We start from the raw sequence: 17,917 nt of genomic DNA, 5'->3' as shown, positions 1-17,917 counted from the left end.
TTGGTAGGAACGAGCGACGAAGCACTCCCGGTTCCCTGTAGGGGCGACGCATACGTCGCCCGCGAATTGACGTCCACCGCGGAGAAACACGGAGGGCGATGCATGCATCGCCCCTACGCCTCAGAAAAGATCGCCTATCGCCGACATTTACGCGACACGACACTTTGCGGCGGCGCGGTATGGACGATGATGAAGAGATCGCGGTCGAAGTGATGCGGGCGGGGAGCTGCCTGCCCTCCCCGCCCGCTGCGAGACTCAGCAGCCACCGCCGCCACCACCGCTGGTCAGCGATACGTTGACAGTGCCGGCGGCGGTGGTCGTGAAATTGGGATTGCTCGCGGTCACTGTCGTGCCGCCGGCAGCCCCCGGATGGAACTGCAGTTGGCCTTCGGCGGTCTGCGATTCACCCTGGAGTATCCGGCCCGTCACCACGTCCCCGGGTGACGGCGGAATCGTCGAGAGCAGATCCGCTACCGACACGGCGGTGTTGCTGACGGTAAAATCAAACCCGGCGACATTGCCCCAGCGAACTTGCTGGACGAAGAGCAGATCGGATTTGTCGGACGTGGCGACACCAACCTGCACGTTGAAGGGATCGTTGGCTGCTGTGTAGACCATACTCGACGCCAAGTTCACCACGCGGAGCGCGGGCTTGACGATGTCGGCAACCCCGCTGCCAGGTGCGTAGCCGCTTGCCGTCACGCTGAGCTGACAACTGCCGACTACTCCTTCGATCGCCTGAACCCAGAAGTAGTTGGAGATGCTGGTGCCCGCGTTGAGCGTCACCGATGCTGGAGACGCGCTACCGACCGTCGTCCCGTTGGATGCGACGACGCACAAGCCGGGCGTGAGACTGGTCACACTGAGGCTTATCGTACCGGTCGCCGTCGCGCCGGCTTGAACGTAGAACGTCCCGTCCTGCAGACCCGCACCGACAGCGGTGGAGGTGCTCTTGATCGCCAGCGACACGGTGCCGCTGACGCTCACGTCGACCGAGCCGGCGTCGGTGGTGATATCATTCGGAGCCGACGCATCCACCGTCGTCGTGGCACTGCCGGTTCCCGTACGGAACTTCAGTGTCGCGTCGGTGTACGCGCCCGCGTAGATCGTGGTCGTGGCACACCCTGGTGCGGCCGGTCCTCCGTTGACGACACTCCCCAGGGTCGGCGAACTCGAGCACACCGTGATCACGGTTCCCGTCGAAGCGGTGCGAACCTTTTGCGTTCCTTGGAGGCTGCTCAGATCCGCCTTGGCGACGCCAACGTCGACGTTGAAGGCATCATCGGCGGCGCCGATGGTCTTGCTCGTCGACAGATTACGGATGCGAAGTGCGGCTGGGACGATATCGTACTCCCCGAAGCCGTCGGACATGCCGCTGGCGACCGCGGTCAGGCGACACGCTCCCTGAACGTTCTCGAGACCGATGATCTCGAACGTCCTCGAACGATTACCCGACTTGATCACCACCGGCGCGGTTGGCGCGGGCGTGGTGGCCTCGTCAGGGGCAACCAGGCACACGTTGGTCGTGAGCGAGGTGACGGTCACGGTCTGATCACCGATCGCGTCCTTACTCGATACCACCTTGAAGGTATCCATCAGTCCCGCACCCACTCGGTCGAGCCCGGTGTCGTCGAACGAGAGCGACACGCCAGCCACGACGACATCGATCGATCCGGCGTCGGTGGTGATGAAGCCAGTGGCGTGCGCGTCCACCGTCGTCGAGAGTTCTGCGGTGCCGTTGCCCTGCGCATCAAACTGGACGACGTTGGTAGCAGTCGCCGAGCTACCCTGAGCGATCGTGACCGTCTTGCATTGGGCGGGCGATCCGGACGTGCTGGCGATCAATCCAGCGGCGGAGTTGCTGCTGCACACTTCCACCGACAGCGCTTGTGGTGCGCCGGCGCGGACGCTCTGGACCCAGCGCACATCGCTCAGACTGTCCTTCGGAACGCCGACATCGACGAAGAAGCTGTCATTGGCAGCATTGCTGGTGGTGGTCGGGTCGAGACTGCGAATGCGGAAACCGCCGGCGCCCACGTTGACGCTGAACTCGTCGGGGCTGTAGCCCGTGCCGGTGGTCTGACTCGCGCTGACCCGGCACACACCGCTGACCCCTTCCAGTGCTTGAATGGCGAAGTTCACCGAGTAGTGTCCACCAGCCACGGTGAGGCCGTAACTGTACGGCGTGGTGGCGACGCCGGCGGTGGAGACATCCTTCGCCACCAAACAAATGGTTGGGGTCAGACTCGTCACCGTCACGCCAAGACCACCGGTTGCTGCACGGGTGCTGAGCTTCACGGTAAACGTGTCCTGCAATCCCGCACCGATCGCCGTGACGTTGTTCGAGCTGGTGATGTTGATGACTTGTTGACTGACCATCACGTCCTTGCTCGCCGCATCGGTCGAGATGAAGCCCGTCGCCTCGGCGCGGACGGTGGTCGGGCCACCGCCAGCCTCCGGATGCAATGCGAGATCGTTGGTCGCGGTCTGGTCTTTGTTGGCTCCGATCAGTGCAGTACCGCAGGGCGCGGTTCCGCCAGCCGTAGTGATCTTGGCCTTCGTCGGGTCCGTCGAACACGCTGTGACGGTGAGGTTCGCTGCACCAGCACGGCGTTCTTGCACGTCGCTGAGCGTGCGCAGACTGTTGGACGGCACACCCGTCTGCACGATGAATGAGTCGTTGGCCGCCGTCGTCGTGATGCTCCCCGCCAGATCCTGAATCCGCAGGCCGGGCGTGACAATCCGGATCTCGACCTGCGCCGGCGTCACGCCGACGGCTGCGGTGCTGGTGGACAGCTTGCACGTCCCGGTCTGATCGTCTTGCGCGTGCACAAAGAAGTACGCACGCGTGCGCCCCGAAGGGATGGTGAGGTCGACATGATCAATCCCAGCCACCGTTTCACTGCCCGAGACGGTGCAGAGGTTCGGCGTGCTGCTGGTTACGGTGAACAGCGTCGCCCCGGTGAGCGCTTTGGCGATGCTCAACGTAAACTGATCCTCGAGGCTGGACCCGAGCGTGTCGACACCGCCGATGCGAGTGACGTTGTTCGACACCACGACGTCCTTGCTGGCGGCGTCGGTCGGATCGAAGCCGATCGCCGTCGCAGTCACGGTGGTGGTCGCCTTGCCACCCACGCCGTTACCGATCGGGTTGAACTTGAGCACGCCGTCATCCGTGCGGCTCTTCTTCGCGGCGATAGTCACGCTGATGCACTTGTAGTCGACGCCACCGACGACGATGTCGCCGACTTTGTCGTCTTCGGTGCAGACGGTCACCGGCACGCCGCCGCCCGTCGTGCGCGCCCGCGCCGCTTGCGCTACCGCCAACGTCGAATGGCTTTCGCGCGCCAAACCGATCTCGACGTTGAACGGATCATCCGCCGCCGTCGATGACAGCGACGTGTCGAGATTGATGATTCGTATTGCCGGCGTCTGGACATCGATGATCCGCTCGCCGACGACGAAACTGCCGAGTGCGGCGCTCGCCGTTGCGGTGACATCGCAAGGCCCTTCCACGCCTTCCAAGGCTTGGATGAAGAAGTCCGCCCCGGTGTGACCGGCGCCTATCGGAACGGTCGCGTACTCACCGCCCTCGGTCACCTCACTCGCCGACACGATACACGTAGCCAGCGTCAGGCTGCGGAGGGTGACACTGCCGGCCGCCGCGGCGGCCTTGGTCAAGACCGCGCGATAGCCGTCTTGCAGTCCCGCGCCGAGCGCACTCGGTCCGGTGATGTTGACGGTGTCCGCCGCCACTTGCACATCCCGGCTTGACGCATCGGTGAGGATCAACGCTTCGCCGTCTTCCGCCACGTACACCGTCGTCACATCAGCCGTGGTACCCGAGTGGAAGGCGAAGGTTGCCGTGTTGGAATGAAGTTGTTCGACGAGTCCGCGCGAACAGTTGCCGCTCGTCGTCCCGCCGACGATGGTGCCGACGGCGGTGTCGCTGCTGCAGACCTTCAGCGGCACCCCGCGCTTGCTCCCTACCAGTGTCAGCGGGTACGCCGTACTGTGCGGCCGCACTTCTTGCACGGTGTCGAGGTTGGTCTCATCGTCTTCGGCCACCCCGATGTCGACGTTGAAAGGTTCGTCACGTGCAGCGGTCGAGCGCGTGGTGTCGAGGCCACGAATGCGTACGCCCGGCGTTGGGATATCGATGATCTCGGTGTCGCTGTTGAATCCGGACGCGTCGGTGGTGATGCTGATCTCACACGCGCCGCCAGGCGCCAAGCCTTGCACCCAGAACTCCACTCGGGCCCGACTGGAGGGGACGGTGAGCGTGAGCAGTTGCGGGGTCGGCAACGGACCGATCGGCGGCCCCGCTTCGTATTGCGCGACCGTACACGCGCCGCTGAAGTTCACGAAGACATGGCTGCCAGCCGGCGGTGCGGTGCTGAAGACCGCGCGGAAGTTGTCTTGCAAATCGATCCCCACCGCGTCGGGTCCATTCAGACTCAACGCCGCGTTGACGATGTGGACGGGGATGGTGTCGCAGTCGACATTCTCGCTGATCATCGGCGAGGTCACGTACACAGTCGTGTCGCCGGCGGTCAGTGAATCGAAGGCGAAGGCGTTGGTCTCGCACTGACCCTTCGCGATGGTCGTCCGGTCGCACTTCGAGTCGAGGACGGTGCCGCCCTTGATCGCCCCGAACCCGGGGTCGCTGCTGCACGCATCGACGGTGAGCCCGCCATTGATGGCGACCGGCTGGCACAGACGCCGCACACACGTGCGGTTGTGCATCGGCACCCCGACCTTCACGCGTATGTCATCGTCGGCATCTTGCGCGCCGTGGCGTTGCTTCAGACCATGGATCGCGAGTGCTGGGAGCTGGATGTCAATTGAGCGTTCGCCTTGGACATAGAGTGGGGCAGTGGCGACGATGCGGCACTCGCCCATTTCGTACTGCACGCCCTGCACGACGAACTCGGCACGCGAATGCCCCTTGGTCACAAGGATCGGCGCCAGCGCGGTGACCCCGTCTTCGAGGAACGTATGCGCCACTTTGCAACGATTCGGGGTGGCGCTGCTGATGGTGACACTAACTCCAGCGCTGGGCGCCGGCGTCCCGAGCACGGCGGCGTAGTTGTCTTGCAAACCGGCGCCGAGCAGCGCCGCTCCGGAAATCGTGATGCCGGCTTGCACCACATGGACGTTCCGACTGCCGGCATCGACGGTGTCACAGTTGTCGGTCATCACGCCGTTGGCGTCGATGCACGCAACCGTAACGACCGTATCGCCCTGCGTGTTCGGGTGGAATAGGAACACATCGGTTTCATCTTCGCCGGCTGCGATCACGGTCGACCGGCAATTGGTCTTCAGCGGGTCCGGATGCGGATCGCCGCCGACAACGCTGCCTACTGTGGCGATGCTGCTGCACGCTTCGATGCGCTGGCCGCTGCCGCCGTAAGACAACTGTTGTTGGAACCGCAGATTACGCCGCGCTTCATTGGCGACACCGATTTCGACCGTGAACCGGTTGTCAGCATTGCCGACGGTCTGCGTCGGCGGCAGGTCGGTGATCGCCAGCGCCGGCGGCCGGATGTCGATGGTCTCGTCATCCGTCTTGTATCCCGTCGCCACGGCTTGCAACGCGCACGCGCCTTCGGCAAGGCCGCGGAGTTCAAACGTCCCCCGCTGTTCGCCTTTCAAAATGTAGACGTGGATGACGGTCTGATTCGCGCTGAACGGATCTTGCGCCACGCGACACATCGTGGTGCTCGCCGCGTTCACAGTCAGCGTGACGTCGACGTCGCTGGTTGCCTTCTTGCCCAAGCGGATGTGGTAGTCATCCTGCAGCCCGTTGCCCAGCCAATCGGGTCCGACGATCGCGAGGTTCGTGTCCGAGACAATCACGTGTTTCGATGCAGCATCGGTCGGGATCAAGTCGTTGATCTGCCGGATGTAGACGTCGACTTCACCGGCGGCGAGTGAATCGAAGGAGAACTGCGAGGTGCCGGAGTCGAGCTGGTTGATCATGCCGATACGACAGTCGGCATCGCCGCCATCGACCAAGCCACCAACCACCACGCCCGGCACTGGCGGAATCGTCGTCGTCGCCTTCGCGCACACGTAGGGTGTCAGGTACGGGCGGTTACCGGCGCGGGTGTTGTAGCGCAGTTCCTGGACGGTCACGAGGTGACGCAGGTTGTCGTTGGTCACGCCGATCTCGACCACAAACTGATCATCGGGATCGAGGCTGCCGTGGCGGCCCTTCAGGTCGCTGATCTGGAACGCACCTGTGGCGACATCGATCGAACGATGCCCGGTATGGAAATACGAGGTGCCGATCTCAAAGGCTTCGAGGGCGCACTCACCCATCTGCCCCTCGACGCCTTGAATCCAGAACTTCGCATTGCGGCGATCCTGGTCGACCGGCAGATCGATGTAGTTGGCGCCGTTCTGATTTTCTTGCGCCGAGACTTCGCAGCGACCGACGCTGGCGTCGGCGACCTTCACACGGATGAGCAGGTTGGCAGGGGCCTTGCGCCCCAGCGTCAGGGAGGCATCGTCCTCTAAGCCGGCACCTATCAGATCTGGCGCGTGCAGCCGGATATTGCTGGCATTGATGTCCACGCACACCTGCTGGCCGTCAAAGCCAGTCGCCGACACGGTGACGCACACCTGCGGTTCCGCTTTCGGCTTGAGCGCAAAGGCGCGCGTCTCGTTGGTCAGAATCGCGACGCTGTCCTTGCGACAATTGGGTTCGCCAACGACTGCCACGCCGCCGAGGACTTCGCCCTTCGTCGTATCGTCGACGCAGGCTTTCACGTCCGTGGCCGCGGTAACGAACTGCTGTTCGAAACGATTCGGGTTGTCCGGGTGGCGCGCGCCGGTCTGGACGACAAACGGATCGGGATCGTCGAACGTCGAGACCTCGCGATCGAGCCGCACAATCCGCAGCGCTGGCGGCACGATCTGCACATCCGCTTCGGCGGGTTCGCTGCCCGACGCGGTCGCACTGAGGTGACACAGGTGGTCAGGGTCGGCCGTCACACCTTTGAGCGCAAAGTCGCCACGGCGTTTGCCGTCCAGCACCGTCACCACCAACTGCGTGCCATCGGGAACCGAGGTGCCCCCGACGAGCGTGCAGACGTAGTCCGGCTTGGCAACTAGCGTCACTTGCGTGTTGCCGGTTGGAGCCGGCCGGCCCAACTCGACGTTGTAGGTGTCCTGCAGCGTGGCGCCGAGAACATCGGCGACGTTGATGGCGAGAGCCGTGAGGCTGACTCGCACGGTCATCTTGGTCTCGATCACATCAGTACTAGTCGCCGTCACATCGGTGGTGTTGTCATCGTTGGCATCTTCGTCGACCGGGTCAAACTGGAAATCGGGCGTCGCGCCTTCAGTCACCGGGATGTACGAGTCCGCACATGCACCCGTTGCCGCGCTTTCGGGATCGACGATCTTGCCCACCGCCGGCTTGCTGCTGCACACTTGCACGAGCTTACCCGGCGACGCGACGCCGGGGTACACCAACTGCGGTTCCACGATGCCGTGGCGGTTGTCGTGATTGAAATCGCGCGGCACCAAGTTGGGATTCGCCGGACCGATCTCGACGAAGAACGGCCGGTTGCGTGCCTGCACGCTGATCTTGGCCGGCAGATGGCGCAGCTTGAGGCGCGGCTGGACCACGACGATCTGGCGTTCGACCGTGGAGAAATTGTTCCCGTAGGCACTCAGCACGCACTGGCCGTAGGCCACGCCTTGGACGTAGATATCCACACTGTTCTTGCCCGCTGGAATTGCCACGACTTGCGGCACGCTGCTGCCAACGACGTTGGCCGCGGTCGACACCAGACACGCGCCCGCCGGATCGGAGTCGATGGCGATGGTGACGTTCAGACCCGACAGCACGTTCGTCTGCACTTGATACTTGCGTTCGAGTTCTCTGCCGATGAAGTCGACGCCATGAATCGGCTGCGGGCCGATCAACTTCACCGCGGTCTGGCGGATGCACACGCGTTGCGAGTCGCTGCCGGTTCCACCGGTCGCCGTCACTTGCGTACACCCGGCGGCGACCACCACGAACTGGAACGTCGCGGCGGCGTGTTCGGCGGCGATGTTCGCCGCCTGACAGGCTGCGCCGCCGATGGTGCCGTATTGCGTCTTGCTGCTGCACGCCTGCACCGGCACTGTGGCCGGCGCCCCGCTGCGAACCGCCTGCACGTGGCTGACGCGGTCCGCCGGAATTCCCAGTTGCACGTCGAACGGATCGGGTGGCTCGGTCGTGCTCTTGGTCGAGTCGAGCCCGACAATCTGGACGCCGAAGTCGACCACCTGGCTGTCACTCTGATCGCCGATGAAATTGGGCGTAGTGGCGCGCAAGCGACAATCCGTATTCGCGCGCCCTTCGAGCCCCGCGACAACGAACGACGCACTGCGATCGCCTTCGAGCACCGTCACCGCCACGCTGCCAGCACCAGTTGTGAAGGCATCGGCGGCCACCACGCAGTTGGCCGGCGTGTCGCTGGTGATCGTGACCGCGACGCCGTTGATGCCGGCAACCCGGCTCAGCGCGATCGTCGCATCGTCCTGCAATCCGGCTCCGACATCCGGCACCGTCAGGATGAGGAAGTTGCTGCCGACCCTGACGTGGACGGTCGCCGCATCGGTCGGGTCGTAGCCGTTGACCTCGCGCACGTAGACGAACGTGTCGCCGTCGTGCTCCGGATCAAAAGCGAACTCCGACGTCTCGGAGCGTTCTTGGTAGATCGTGCCCTTGCGGCAGTGCGTCGGATCAGTGGCATCCGCCGCGCCACCGGTCACCGGCCCGACGTAGGTATCGCTGCTGCACGCCACGGGCATGACAGTGGCGACGGCGCCGGGGCGCGTGTTGAATCGCAACTCCTGCACAGCGGAGAGACGGCGATTGTGGTCATCCGGCACACCGATCTCGACTTTGAAATGATCGGGCGAATCCGTCGCGGCGTGGCGTGAGCGCAGATCGTCGATCTGGAACGCCGGATTGACGACTTCGATGGTGCGGGTGCCAATCGCATACTGCGTGTTGCCCACTGGTGTGGCGGTCAACGCACAGTCGCCGGTCGTGGCCTCGATGCCTTGCACCCAGAAGTTGCGCTCGCGTTTGTCTTGATGAACGGTGACCGTGACGCAGTTCGCGCCGTTCTCACCGCGCGTGCGCGCGACTTCACAGACCTGGCCCAATCCCTGCGGTGCGACACACACGTTCACATCCAGATCGGCCGTGGCTTCTTGACTCAGCACGAGCGTGAACTCGTCTTGCAATCCTGCACCGAGATCCGATGAACCATTGCGGATGCGAGTCTTGGCGGCATTGACCTCGACGCACTTCTGGACCGAGTCGAACCCATCCGCCGAGATGGTTACGCAGACGTCCGGCGGCGACGCGGCCAGCGCCTTCAGCGAGAACGCTTTCGTCGCGTCGGCGCCGGCGGCAATCACGGCGCTTTGGCAACTCGGTTCGCCAGTGACCGGCGCCCCGCCAGTGATGATGCCGATGCCGGGCTCATCGACGCAGGCCTTCACCGTCGTTGCCAACTGCACACCTTGGCGATCGAACTTCTTGCCGTCGAGCAGACCGGTGCGCACTTCGAAGCGATCCGGATCATCGAGAGTCGACACCGTGTCGTCGAGGCCGACAATCTTGAACGTTGGGGTGTTCACCGTGATGTAGTCGTCGTCCGAATTGAAGCCGGTGGCGGTCGCGGTGAGATGACAGGTATCGTCATCATCGAGTGATGCGGCGACGCCGCGGACTAGGAAGTCACCCTTCCGCTCGCCCTCGGCAATGGTGAAGACTACCTGCGTGATGTCGGGCGGGATCAGCGGGTCTTGCGATCCGTTGAGGTACGCCACCGTGCACAATCGGCTCGGTGACGCTTGCACGGTGACTTGGACACCGTTGGGCTGCGCGTTCTTCCCGAGTCGGACGTGGAAGGTATCCTGCAGCTTCACTCCAACCGCATTGGAACCGCGAATGCTCAAACTGACGGCGCTGACGCGCACCGTCTCTTGCGTCGTTTCGATCAAAGGATCGGTGGGCACACTGGCGTCGACGACGGTCGTACCATCGTCGCCAGGATCGAATTGGAAGTCGGGGGTCTGGCTGTCCGCCTCCTCGATCGTCGAGTCGGCGCACGCCGCAGTCGTGTGCGGCACTTCGGGGTCGCGAATCTTGCCAACCGTCGCGACTGAGCTGCACACCTGCACGGTCCGCGCGCCCGCGCCCGGCCGCAGCGCCTGCGCACTGGCGATGCTGTCGCGGTTCTGACGATTGGTCACGACGGCATCGGGATTGTTCGGGTTCTCGGGACCGATTTCGACGAAGAACGGTTCGTTGTTCGCCTGCGAGCCAATTTTACTTGGCAGACCGTGGATTCGCAGCCGCGACGGACGTAACTCGACATCCTGCGAGAACGCTTCGATGCCGATTCCCGACACGTTGAGCGTGCAGGTGCCGATCTCCGTCACTTGCGTGAGCGCCTGAACGAAGAAGGACGCCGAGCGCTTGCCCGCCGCGATCGAGAGCACGACATTGTTGTTCGGTACGTCGGCACCGAGGATCGACGCACTCGTCGACACCCGGCAGACATCCGGCGTTGCGGCCACCACGGTGATGGTATTGCCGTCGTCGTTGCTCATGACCACGTGCGCAACATCTTCGAGATTCCAACCCAAATGCGCCGGCGGGTTGAGGTTCACCGAGGCTTGCGAAACACGCACCGGACGTTCAGCGCGATCGGTCACTACAAAACCGGGGGCGCCCGCCGTCAATACGGTGCGGCCCACGCCACGCACTTCGAGGGCGAACACAACTTGCGATTCGCCTTCGTTGATGAACTTGGAATAGCACTCGCGATTCGGATAGCCGGGGTCGGCCGGCTCCAACGTCCCATCGGTGATGCGCACCACGTTCTTGTCTTCGGTGCACACTGTTACCTTCACTTGCAGCACTTGCGTGTCATCGAGGCGCAGCGCCTGCACCGCGCGCAGTCGATGATCGTGCCCGCCCGGCACGCCGATCTGCACCGTCAACGACGACGGTGGCGTCGTGGTGCTCAGGGTCGGATCGAGGTCAACGATCTGCAGCCCGGGCTGCACAATCTCGATAGTCCATTCGTCCGACGAATAGCCGCTCGCGGCAGTTGCGGTCAGCGTACACGTCACGCCGTCGAGACCGCCCTGCGCGGCGACGACGAACTCAGCCGTATCGTTGCCGTCGCTCACCGTTACCACCAACGGGCTAGTCGATCCCGCCGTCGACGCGTTCGGCGCCAATCGACAGCGATCGGTATCGCTGCTGGTGATCGTGACTTGCACGCCGCCGGTGCCGGCGACTTGCGTCAGGTGCACCTCACCCCCCGCTTGGAGATTCGAACCCAACTGCGGCGGCGCGACGAGTCGAATCGCCGGACCGGTTACCGTGACCTCGATGCGCCCGGCCTTATCCATAGTCAGGAAATCCGGCGCCGTGACCGTCACCAGCGAAGAGCCGAGACCGGTCGGAACGAACTCGAGGTCGTTCGGCACATTGCGGGAGAAGGCTTGGCGGATGCTGTCGTCCTCGCAGGACTGACCCAGCGGATCGTCGAGTGCGGGCGCGTGATCCACGCCCAGCTTCTTGATGACACCAACGGTGGGCTTCTCGCTGCACACCTTCGTCGGCACGTCGGTGGTACCTTTACGTACGCGCTGGGTGAACTTCAATGCGGTGGCCTGACTGTTCGGAACGCCCACTTCGACGAAGAATCCTTCGCCGCTCGAAGCTAACGGCACATTGCGCCGCAGTTCGCGGATTTGGATGCCCGGTGCGACCACGTCGATATTCTTCTCGTCCGACGCGAACAGATCGGCACGCGCGGTGATCGTGCACGTTCCACCCGCCGCATTGTCGAGCGCATGGACGACGAAGTCCGCACTGTCTTCGTTCGTCCCGACGAGGCGCACAATCTCATTTTTCTGTGTGTTGGAGTCGATGGTCGGCACGGTGTTCGCTGTCGCGGACACCAAGCACACTGCCGTGGTGGTCGACTCGATGGTCACTTGCGTCGCCGCATGCCCGGCGGCCGACCGCAGATGCACGGTGAAGTCCTCCTGCAAACGGGCGCCGATCTCGTCGTGCTGACCGGTGATCTGCAGGGTCGCCGCCTGAACGCTGATCTCTCTCTCGGCCTTGATGAACCCGGTTGCCGTGGCGGTCACCAACACGGGTTCGTCGCGCCCCTGCTTCGGATCGAATTGCAAATCACCGGGCACAGTCCGCGATGCCGCCGGCTGGACATTGGCGGTCTCCGCACCGTCGTCGCCGTTGTCTGTACCGGTCTTGTCGACGATGGTACCGAACATCTTGGCATCGCTGGAGACGGTGACGGTGAGCGGTGCACGGGCCGCCTCGGTCTCGAGGCCCTTGCGCCATTGCTGCACCGAGCGCAGCACGCGGTGCTCTCCCGGCACACCGAGATCGACGAAGATCGGCGCGTTGCGCTCGAACTGTCCGATTGCTCCGGGCAATTGCCGGATCCGCAGTGCCGGCTGCACCACGCTGATCGGCTTGTCGTCGCTGCCGTATCCGCCGGCGGTCGCGCGGACCACGCACTCGCCACTGAGCACGCCTTGCACGACGAACTCGGCGCGATAGCGTCCCTGTGGTACCTGGCGATCGACGCAACTCTTTCCGAGACTATTTTCGGTCGCCGCCACCGCGCACACCGCGGTGCTCGGTGTGTTCAAGTCGGCTGCCGCGTACGAACACACCGTCACCGTCTGCGCGGCTGTTGCCGCGTCGCTCAACGCAACCGTATACCCGTCCTGCAAGCCTTCGCCGAGGTCATCGACGCCGCGGATAGTCACAGCCGAAGCCCGCACGGTCACGGTGCGCGTATCGGTCGAGAATCCCGTCGCGGTCGCGGTGACCGTCACGTCGCCGGTTTGGTTAGTACCGTTGGGATCGGGGTCGAACTGGAGGTCATTCGGCACCGTGCGTGCATACGGCGGGGTGATCACGTTGTCTTCACACCCCTGCCCGACCGGATCACCCTGCGTCGCCGGGTTATCGACACCGGCCTTGTCGACGATCGTTCCGATCGCTGGCTGCGCGCTGCATAACTTGACCGGCACCGCGTCGGTACCTCGACTCACGCCTTGCACGAAGCGCAGGTGACGACCGCTACCCGGGACACCCGTTTCGACGTAGAAGCCGTCGTCGCGCGCGCGATTGCCGATGGTGCGCGCCAACCCACGCACCCGCAGCGCGGCCGGCACAACCGCGACGTTCAGCGGATCGCCGCTCCATCCAGCGGGCGAGGTCTGCGTGATGGTGATCGTGCAGTTGTTGCCACTGCCGCCGGGCAAGGTCTGCACCACAAAGGTCCGTCGCCGGTGATTCGCCGGTACGGTGATCGTCAAGGGAGTTTGGCCGACGCTGAATTCGGACGGGGCGACGACGCAGTCGACAGCGTTCGAAGTCGCGAGTGTAATCTGCAGCCCACTGGCGGGCGCCGGATCGCTCAGGACAACGTGATAGACATCCTGCAGACCACGTCCCAGCGTATCGGGACCACTCGACGTGATCGTGTTCGTACTCGCAAAGGCTCGGCGTAGATCGATGATGTTGGCGGCAACAAACGCGACTGCCAACAGCGCGAACGCACCACTGGCAATCAGCCTCAACGTCCGACTGCGAACTGCGAAAGCTTCCGAATGCGCCATGATCTCTCCCCCCGAAAGAAGCAACCGGCGAATCGACCTGTTGTGCTGCGTGATTCTGTTTGCGCTCTTAATCCTTGGGGCGAGGTTGTGTCAAGAACAAATCACAGACCGGCCTACATCAACTGATTGACCGGAGCAGACTCAACGGAGGTAGCCGAGGGCGCGCAGCGCCGCTTCGGCGCCACCATCATCCACGGGCGCTGTGCCTCGCGGCGCGAGCGCGGTGGTGCCCGCGAGCGGCATGTGCAACTCGCGCAGTGGCTTTATCGCCTCCCTATTCCCCGCCAGATCGCGCTGCTCATGCGGGTCGTTGGCGAGCCAATAGACCTCTTCCTTGCCGTTCTCCCAGCGCACGTACTTGAACTGATCGGTACGTAGACCGCTTCGCTCTTCGGCAAACAGCATGTTCTCGACCAGGGCGAGTCGTCCCTCGGTCGGAACCGCAGGTGCCTGCGTCAAGCCGCGGAGCGTCGCGCCGTCGAGATCAGATGGCGGGGCGATGCCGAGCAAATCCAGAATCGTCGGTGCCACGTCGACGATTCGTACCACCGGCGCAACCCGGGTTTCCGCCGGCAGATGGCCCGGCCAGCGGATCAACAACGGCACGTGAATCAATTCCTCGTACACCGTGTGTCCATGCTCGACACCGCCGTGTTCCCAGAACTCCTCGCCATGGTCGGCGACTACGACCACCAGCGTCCGCTCGCGCAAACCCTGCGCATCGAGCGCGGCCAGCACCTGCCCTACGGCTGCGTCGACACTCGCCACTTCGGCTCGGTAGAGATCGCGCACAGCTTCCTTCTGTTCCGCGCTGAGTCGAATCTCGCCGCTGCGGAGCCGCGCGACATCAGGCGACGTGAGCGCGAACGGCGCCGGGTCGCGGCCATCGCTGGCAAACGACGTGTCGCCCCGGAAGCTCTTGTGGTGCGTCACGCCAGCGCGGCTGTAGGGTGGATGAGGATCGATGTAGTGCAGCCACAGAAAGAACGGCCCCTGGCTGTTGCGCGTGAGCCAGCGCACGCCGCGGTCGCTGACGGTCTCGCCGCGATCGCCGACGATGAGATCCGGCCACCGCCAACGCAACAATCGCACCGCAGTCGTGTCGCTGAAGGCCAAGAACGCTTCCGACTCGATCGTCACGTTCTCATAGCCATCGAAGCCCGAGCCGAGACCGTAGCGCAAGGCGAGATAAGGATTGGTGACGATCGCTTGCGTTCGGTAGCCACGGTCCCGCAGAGCCGTCGTCAATCGCCACCCTTCCGCAGGCAATGCGGAACGACCGAGCGGATCGCGCCGGTTGGTAATGACGCCGGCTCCGTGATGGTGCGGGTTCTGCCCCGTGAACAGCGACGCCATCGCCGGCAACGTCCACGGCGCCGACGTGATCGTCTGCTCGAACAGCACGCCCTCGTGTGCGAAGTGATCGAGGTGGGGCGTCAGGCCATGGGTGTCGCCGTAGCAACCGAGATGATCGGCCCGCAGCGTGTCGATCGAAATCAACACAATGTTCGGCTGACTCGGCAGCGGCGGTGCCGAGGAGTGCGTGGCGACGCCCCACACCCAATCAGTCGCAAAGAACCGCAGCGGCGGCCAGAGCAGGAGTAGCGCCGCCAACAACGCGCAGCGCGAAAGGAAGTGGAACGGTCGCGCCACGCGCGCCGCGTACCATGCCGCCGCCGCGCCAATCACCGCCGCGGCTCCGCCGGCAAGCCCAAGCGCCGTTACCCACACCGCCGCGGTCACTCGCCAGTTGGCGGCTTCACCAACGTCGCGGAGACGATCGGTCACAGCGTTGCACCACGGCCATGCGATCGACAGCCCGCCCGCGAAACCGAGGACGACCGCGAACAGCGAGAATGCTCGCCGCGGCGTCCGAGCAAGCGGCAGCAGCGCCATGGGCACCAGCAACGCGACGGCCAACACCATCCACGCGAGTATCGGAACTGAAAGATACAGTGCGAGATACTGACCGGGCTGCACAAACGCATTGGCTTGCGCAGCCACCAGGGCTTCGCGCGCGCCGAGCACGAGGCCACCGACCACCCCGACCGCACCCGCAAGTCGAAGCCGTTCGGCCACTCTCATGACCCACCGCTCACGGATGCGCGCCGGCGACGGCTGCCGTCGCTTGGCGCACGCGCGTTCGTACGATCAGCGTCGCGGCAACCACCGTGGACGTCAGAATCAAGTTGAGGTGCAACGGAGCCGGTCGCAACAGTTCGAGCATAAAGGTCGCGCCAAAGAACAGCAGATACGTGTTCGCCCACACTTCACCATCGACGTGTTTCGTATTTTGCCAACGACGCCCGAGCACGTACATCAACACGCCGATGCCGGCGAAGTAGAGCTGCAACGGGTGCACCGGCAACGACCGCGGCATCGGTCCGGAAATCAGGCCTTGCATCATTTGCCACTCGTACACCCGCGCGCTCGGCGGGAACGTGACCGCCAGTGGAAAGTGGGTCACACCCCCGAAGCAACAGCCGTTGAAGAAACAGCCGAGCCGAATGAACGCGACCGCGACGCCCACCGCAGGCATGATCGCGTCGGCAAAGCGACGCGTCGGCAACGCGAAGCCACGGCCGATCCACGGTAGCGCCGCGGCTAGCAGCAGGATGCCGCCGGGAATTCGGAACCCGTGCCAAAAGATCTTCCACAAACTGTTTTGTCCGATCGGCATCGGGTCATCGTCGGGGAACAGCACGTGCTCGGTGAGGAACAGCAGCTTCGAACCGGCGAAGATCACGAACGCCACCGCGCACACCGCCAGGAATGATTCGCGCGCCGGCAATCCCGCGCGCTGCGCCAGGCGCGTGCCCGACCAAACGCCGAGCACTACCGCGACGCCCCACATCAGGAAGTACGTCGATAGTCCGAATAGCTCCGGCTTCATTTGGTCGCGCTCTGCCACGGACCGATTCGCCGTGTCAAGAAGAAGGCCGAGCAGTCGCGCACGGGGTTGAGCCCCGATCGACGCCGACAGCGGGCGCGCTGACGGCCGCACCAGCACAGCGACCCAAGCAGCAACGAGAGGTCCACGAAGCGAGACCCGCGATCCCCACCGGAACCAATCGCGCAGCCTTTGCTCAAAGTAATGATCAGAGGCGGTGTCGGCGTTGGTGTCGGGCTGGCGGTCGGGGTGCGCGTGAAAACGGTGGTGCGCGTGGCCGTGGCGGTACGCGTCGTGGTCGCACTCAGTGTGGGCGTTGCCGTCCGGATGGGCGTCGACGTGATGGTTGGAGTCGCCGTTGCCGACGCAGTTGTCGCTGCGCTCGGCACTGCCGATCCCGCGATTGGCAGGAAACACGCAGCAGCGAGCACGGCAAGGCGTAGCGGACGATGAGATCTCGACATTGACGATCGGCTTCTTGGCGCCTCGTACTACTCCCTTCTCCGCGCAAGAGGAACCGCCTCTCGCAAGTCTGGCTACACGGTGGTGGTCGTGTGCTATAGCGAGCACCATGACGATTCGAGCACGAGATCTTGACGGCGGTGTGCGCATCCTCACGCTCGATCGGCCGCCCGCCAACGCCATCGACGAAACGCTGCTGCACGATCTCGACGTGGCGCTCGACGCCGCGGCGTCGGACGATACGCGAGCTGTCGTCCTCACCGGCGCTGGCTCGTTCTTCAGCGGCGGCTTCGATTTCTCCGCCCCGCGGCGGGACGACGAAGTGGCTACCGATCTGTATCGTCTCTACCGTGACACGCATCGCAAGCTGCTGATGCTGCCGAAGCCAACCATCGCAATGATGAACGGGCACGCCATCGCCGGCGGTCTCGTGCTCGTGTTGGCGTGCGACTATCGACTCGGTGCCGAGGGCGACTATCGCGTCGGTCTCAACGAAGTCGCCGTCGGCGCGTCATTCCCGAAGGCGGCCTTCGAGATCGTACGGCTTCGCCTCGCGCATGCGCGAGCAACCGAGCTGATACTCGGCGCGGCACTCTACCCGGCGAGTCAGGCGCTGCGCCTCGGCGTGGTCGACGAGTTGTTTCCGCGCGAGACGTTTGAGGAGACCGTACTCAAACGTGCCACTCGTCTCGCCGGATTTCCACGCGAAGCTTACGCGCATGCCAAGGCCGCGTTCGTCGCCGAGACGGCGGCACTCATGGCGGCCGAGACGGACGAAGAGGCACTGCGCACGATGTCGGTGTGGATCACCCCCGAGAGCCGCGCCGCCCGCAAGAAGCAGCGCGATAAACTCGGCGTGAGGGCTTAGCG

The 17,917-nt window shown here is 64.1% G+C and carries 5 protein-coding genes; 2 read left to right on the top strand and 3 right to left on the bottom strand.

Annotated elements, in window-relative coordinates; genetic code table 11:
• Positions 1 to 255 precede the first annotated feature (255 nt).
• From HYR72_14730 to HYR72_14720, 3 genes are all read right to left on the bottom strand, one after another.
• Positions 256 to 13,695, bottom strand: a complete 13,440-nt coding sequence (locus HYR72_14730) for a hypothetical protein (GenBank protein ID MBI1816230.1) — start codon at positions 13,693 to 13,695, stop codon at positions 256 to 258.
• A 141-nt stretch (positions 13,696 to 13,836) separates the two neighbouring features.
• Positions 13,837 to 15,780 (bottom strand): sulfatase, encoded by a 1,944-nt coding sequence (locus tag HYR72_14725; protein MBI1816229.1) that lies wholly within the window; start codon positions 15,778 to 15,780, stop codon positions 13,837 to 13,839.
• 10 nt (positions 15,781 to 15,790) lie between these two features.
• The gene (locus HYR72_14720) at positions 15,791 to 16,606 is read right to left on the bottom strand and encodes a prolipoprotein diacylglyceryl transferase (protein MBI1816228.1); all 816 of its coding nucleotides are present in this window, start codon (positions 16,604 to 16,606) and stop codon (positions 15,791 to 15,793) included.
• A gap of 183 nt (positions 16,607 to 16,789) precedes the next feature.
• On the opposite strand from HYR72_14720, the gene HYR72_14715 reads away from it, so the two are divergent.
• Positions 16,790 to 17,038, top strand: a complete 249-nt coding sequence (locus HYR72_14715; protein ID MBI1816227.1) for a hypothetical protein — start codon at positions 16,790 to 16,792, stop codon at positions 17,036 to 17,038.
• 118 nt (positions 17,039 to 17,156) lie between these two features.
• Positions 17,157 to 17,915, top strand: a complete 759-nt coding sequence (locus tag HYR72_14710; protein ID MBI1816226.1) for an enoyl-CoA hydratase/isomerase family protein — start codon at positions 17,157 to 17,159, stop codon at positions 17,913 to 17,915.
• Positions 17,916 to 17,917: the final 2 nt, after the last annotated feature.

The sequence above is a fragment of the Deltaproteobacteria bacterium genome, from assembly GCA_016178705.1.
Lineage (GTDB): Bacteria > Desulfobacterota > Binatia > HRBIN30 > JACQVA1 > JACOST01.
Note: the sequence above shows the minus strand (reverse complement) of the source record. Positions and strands in the feature narration are given on the sequence as shown.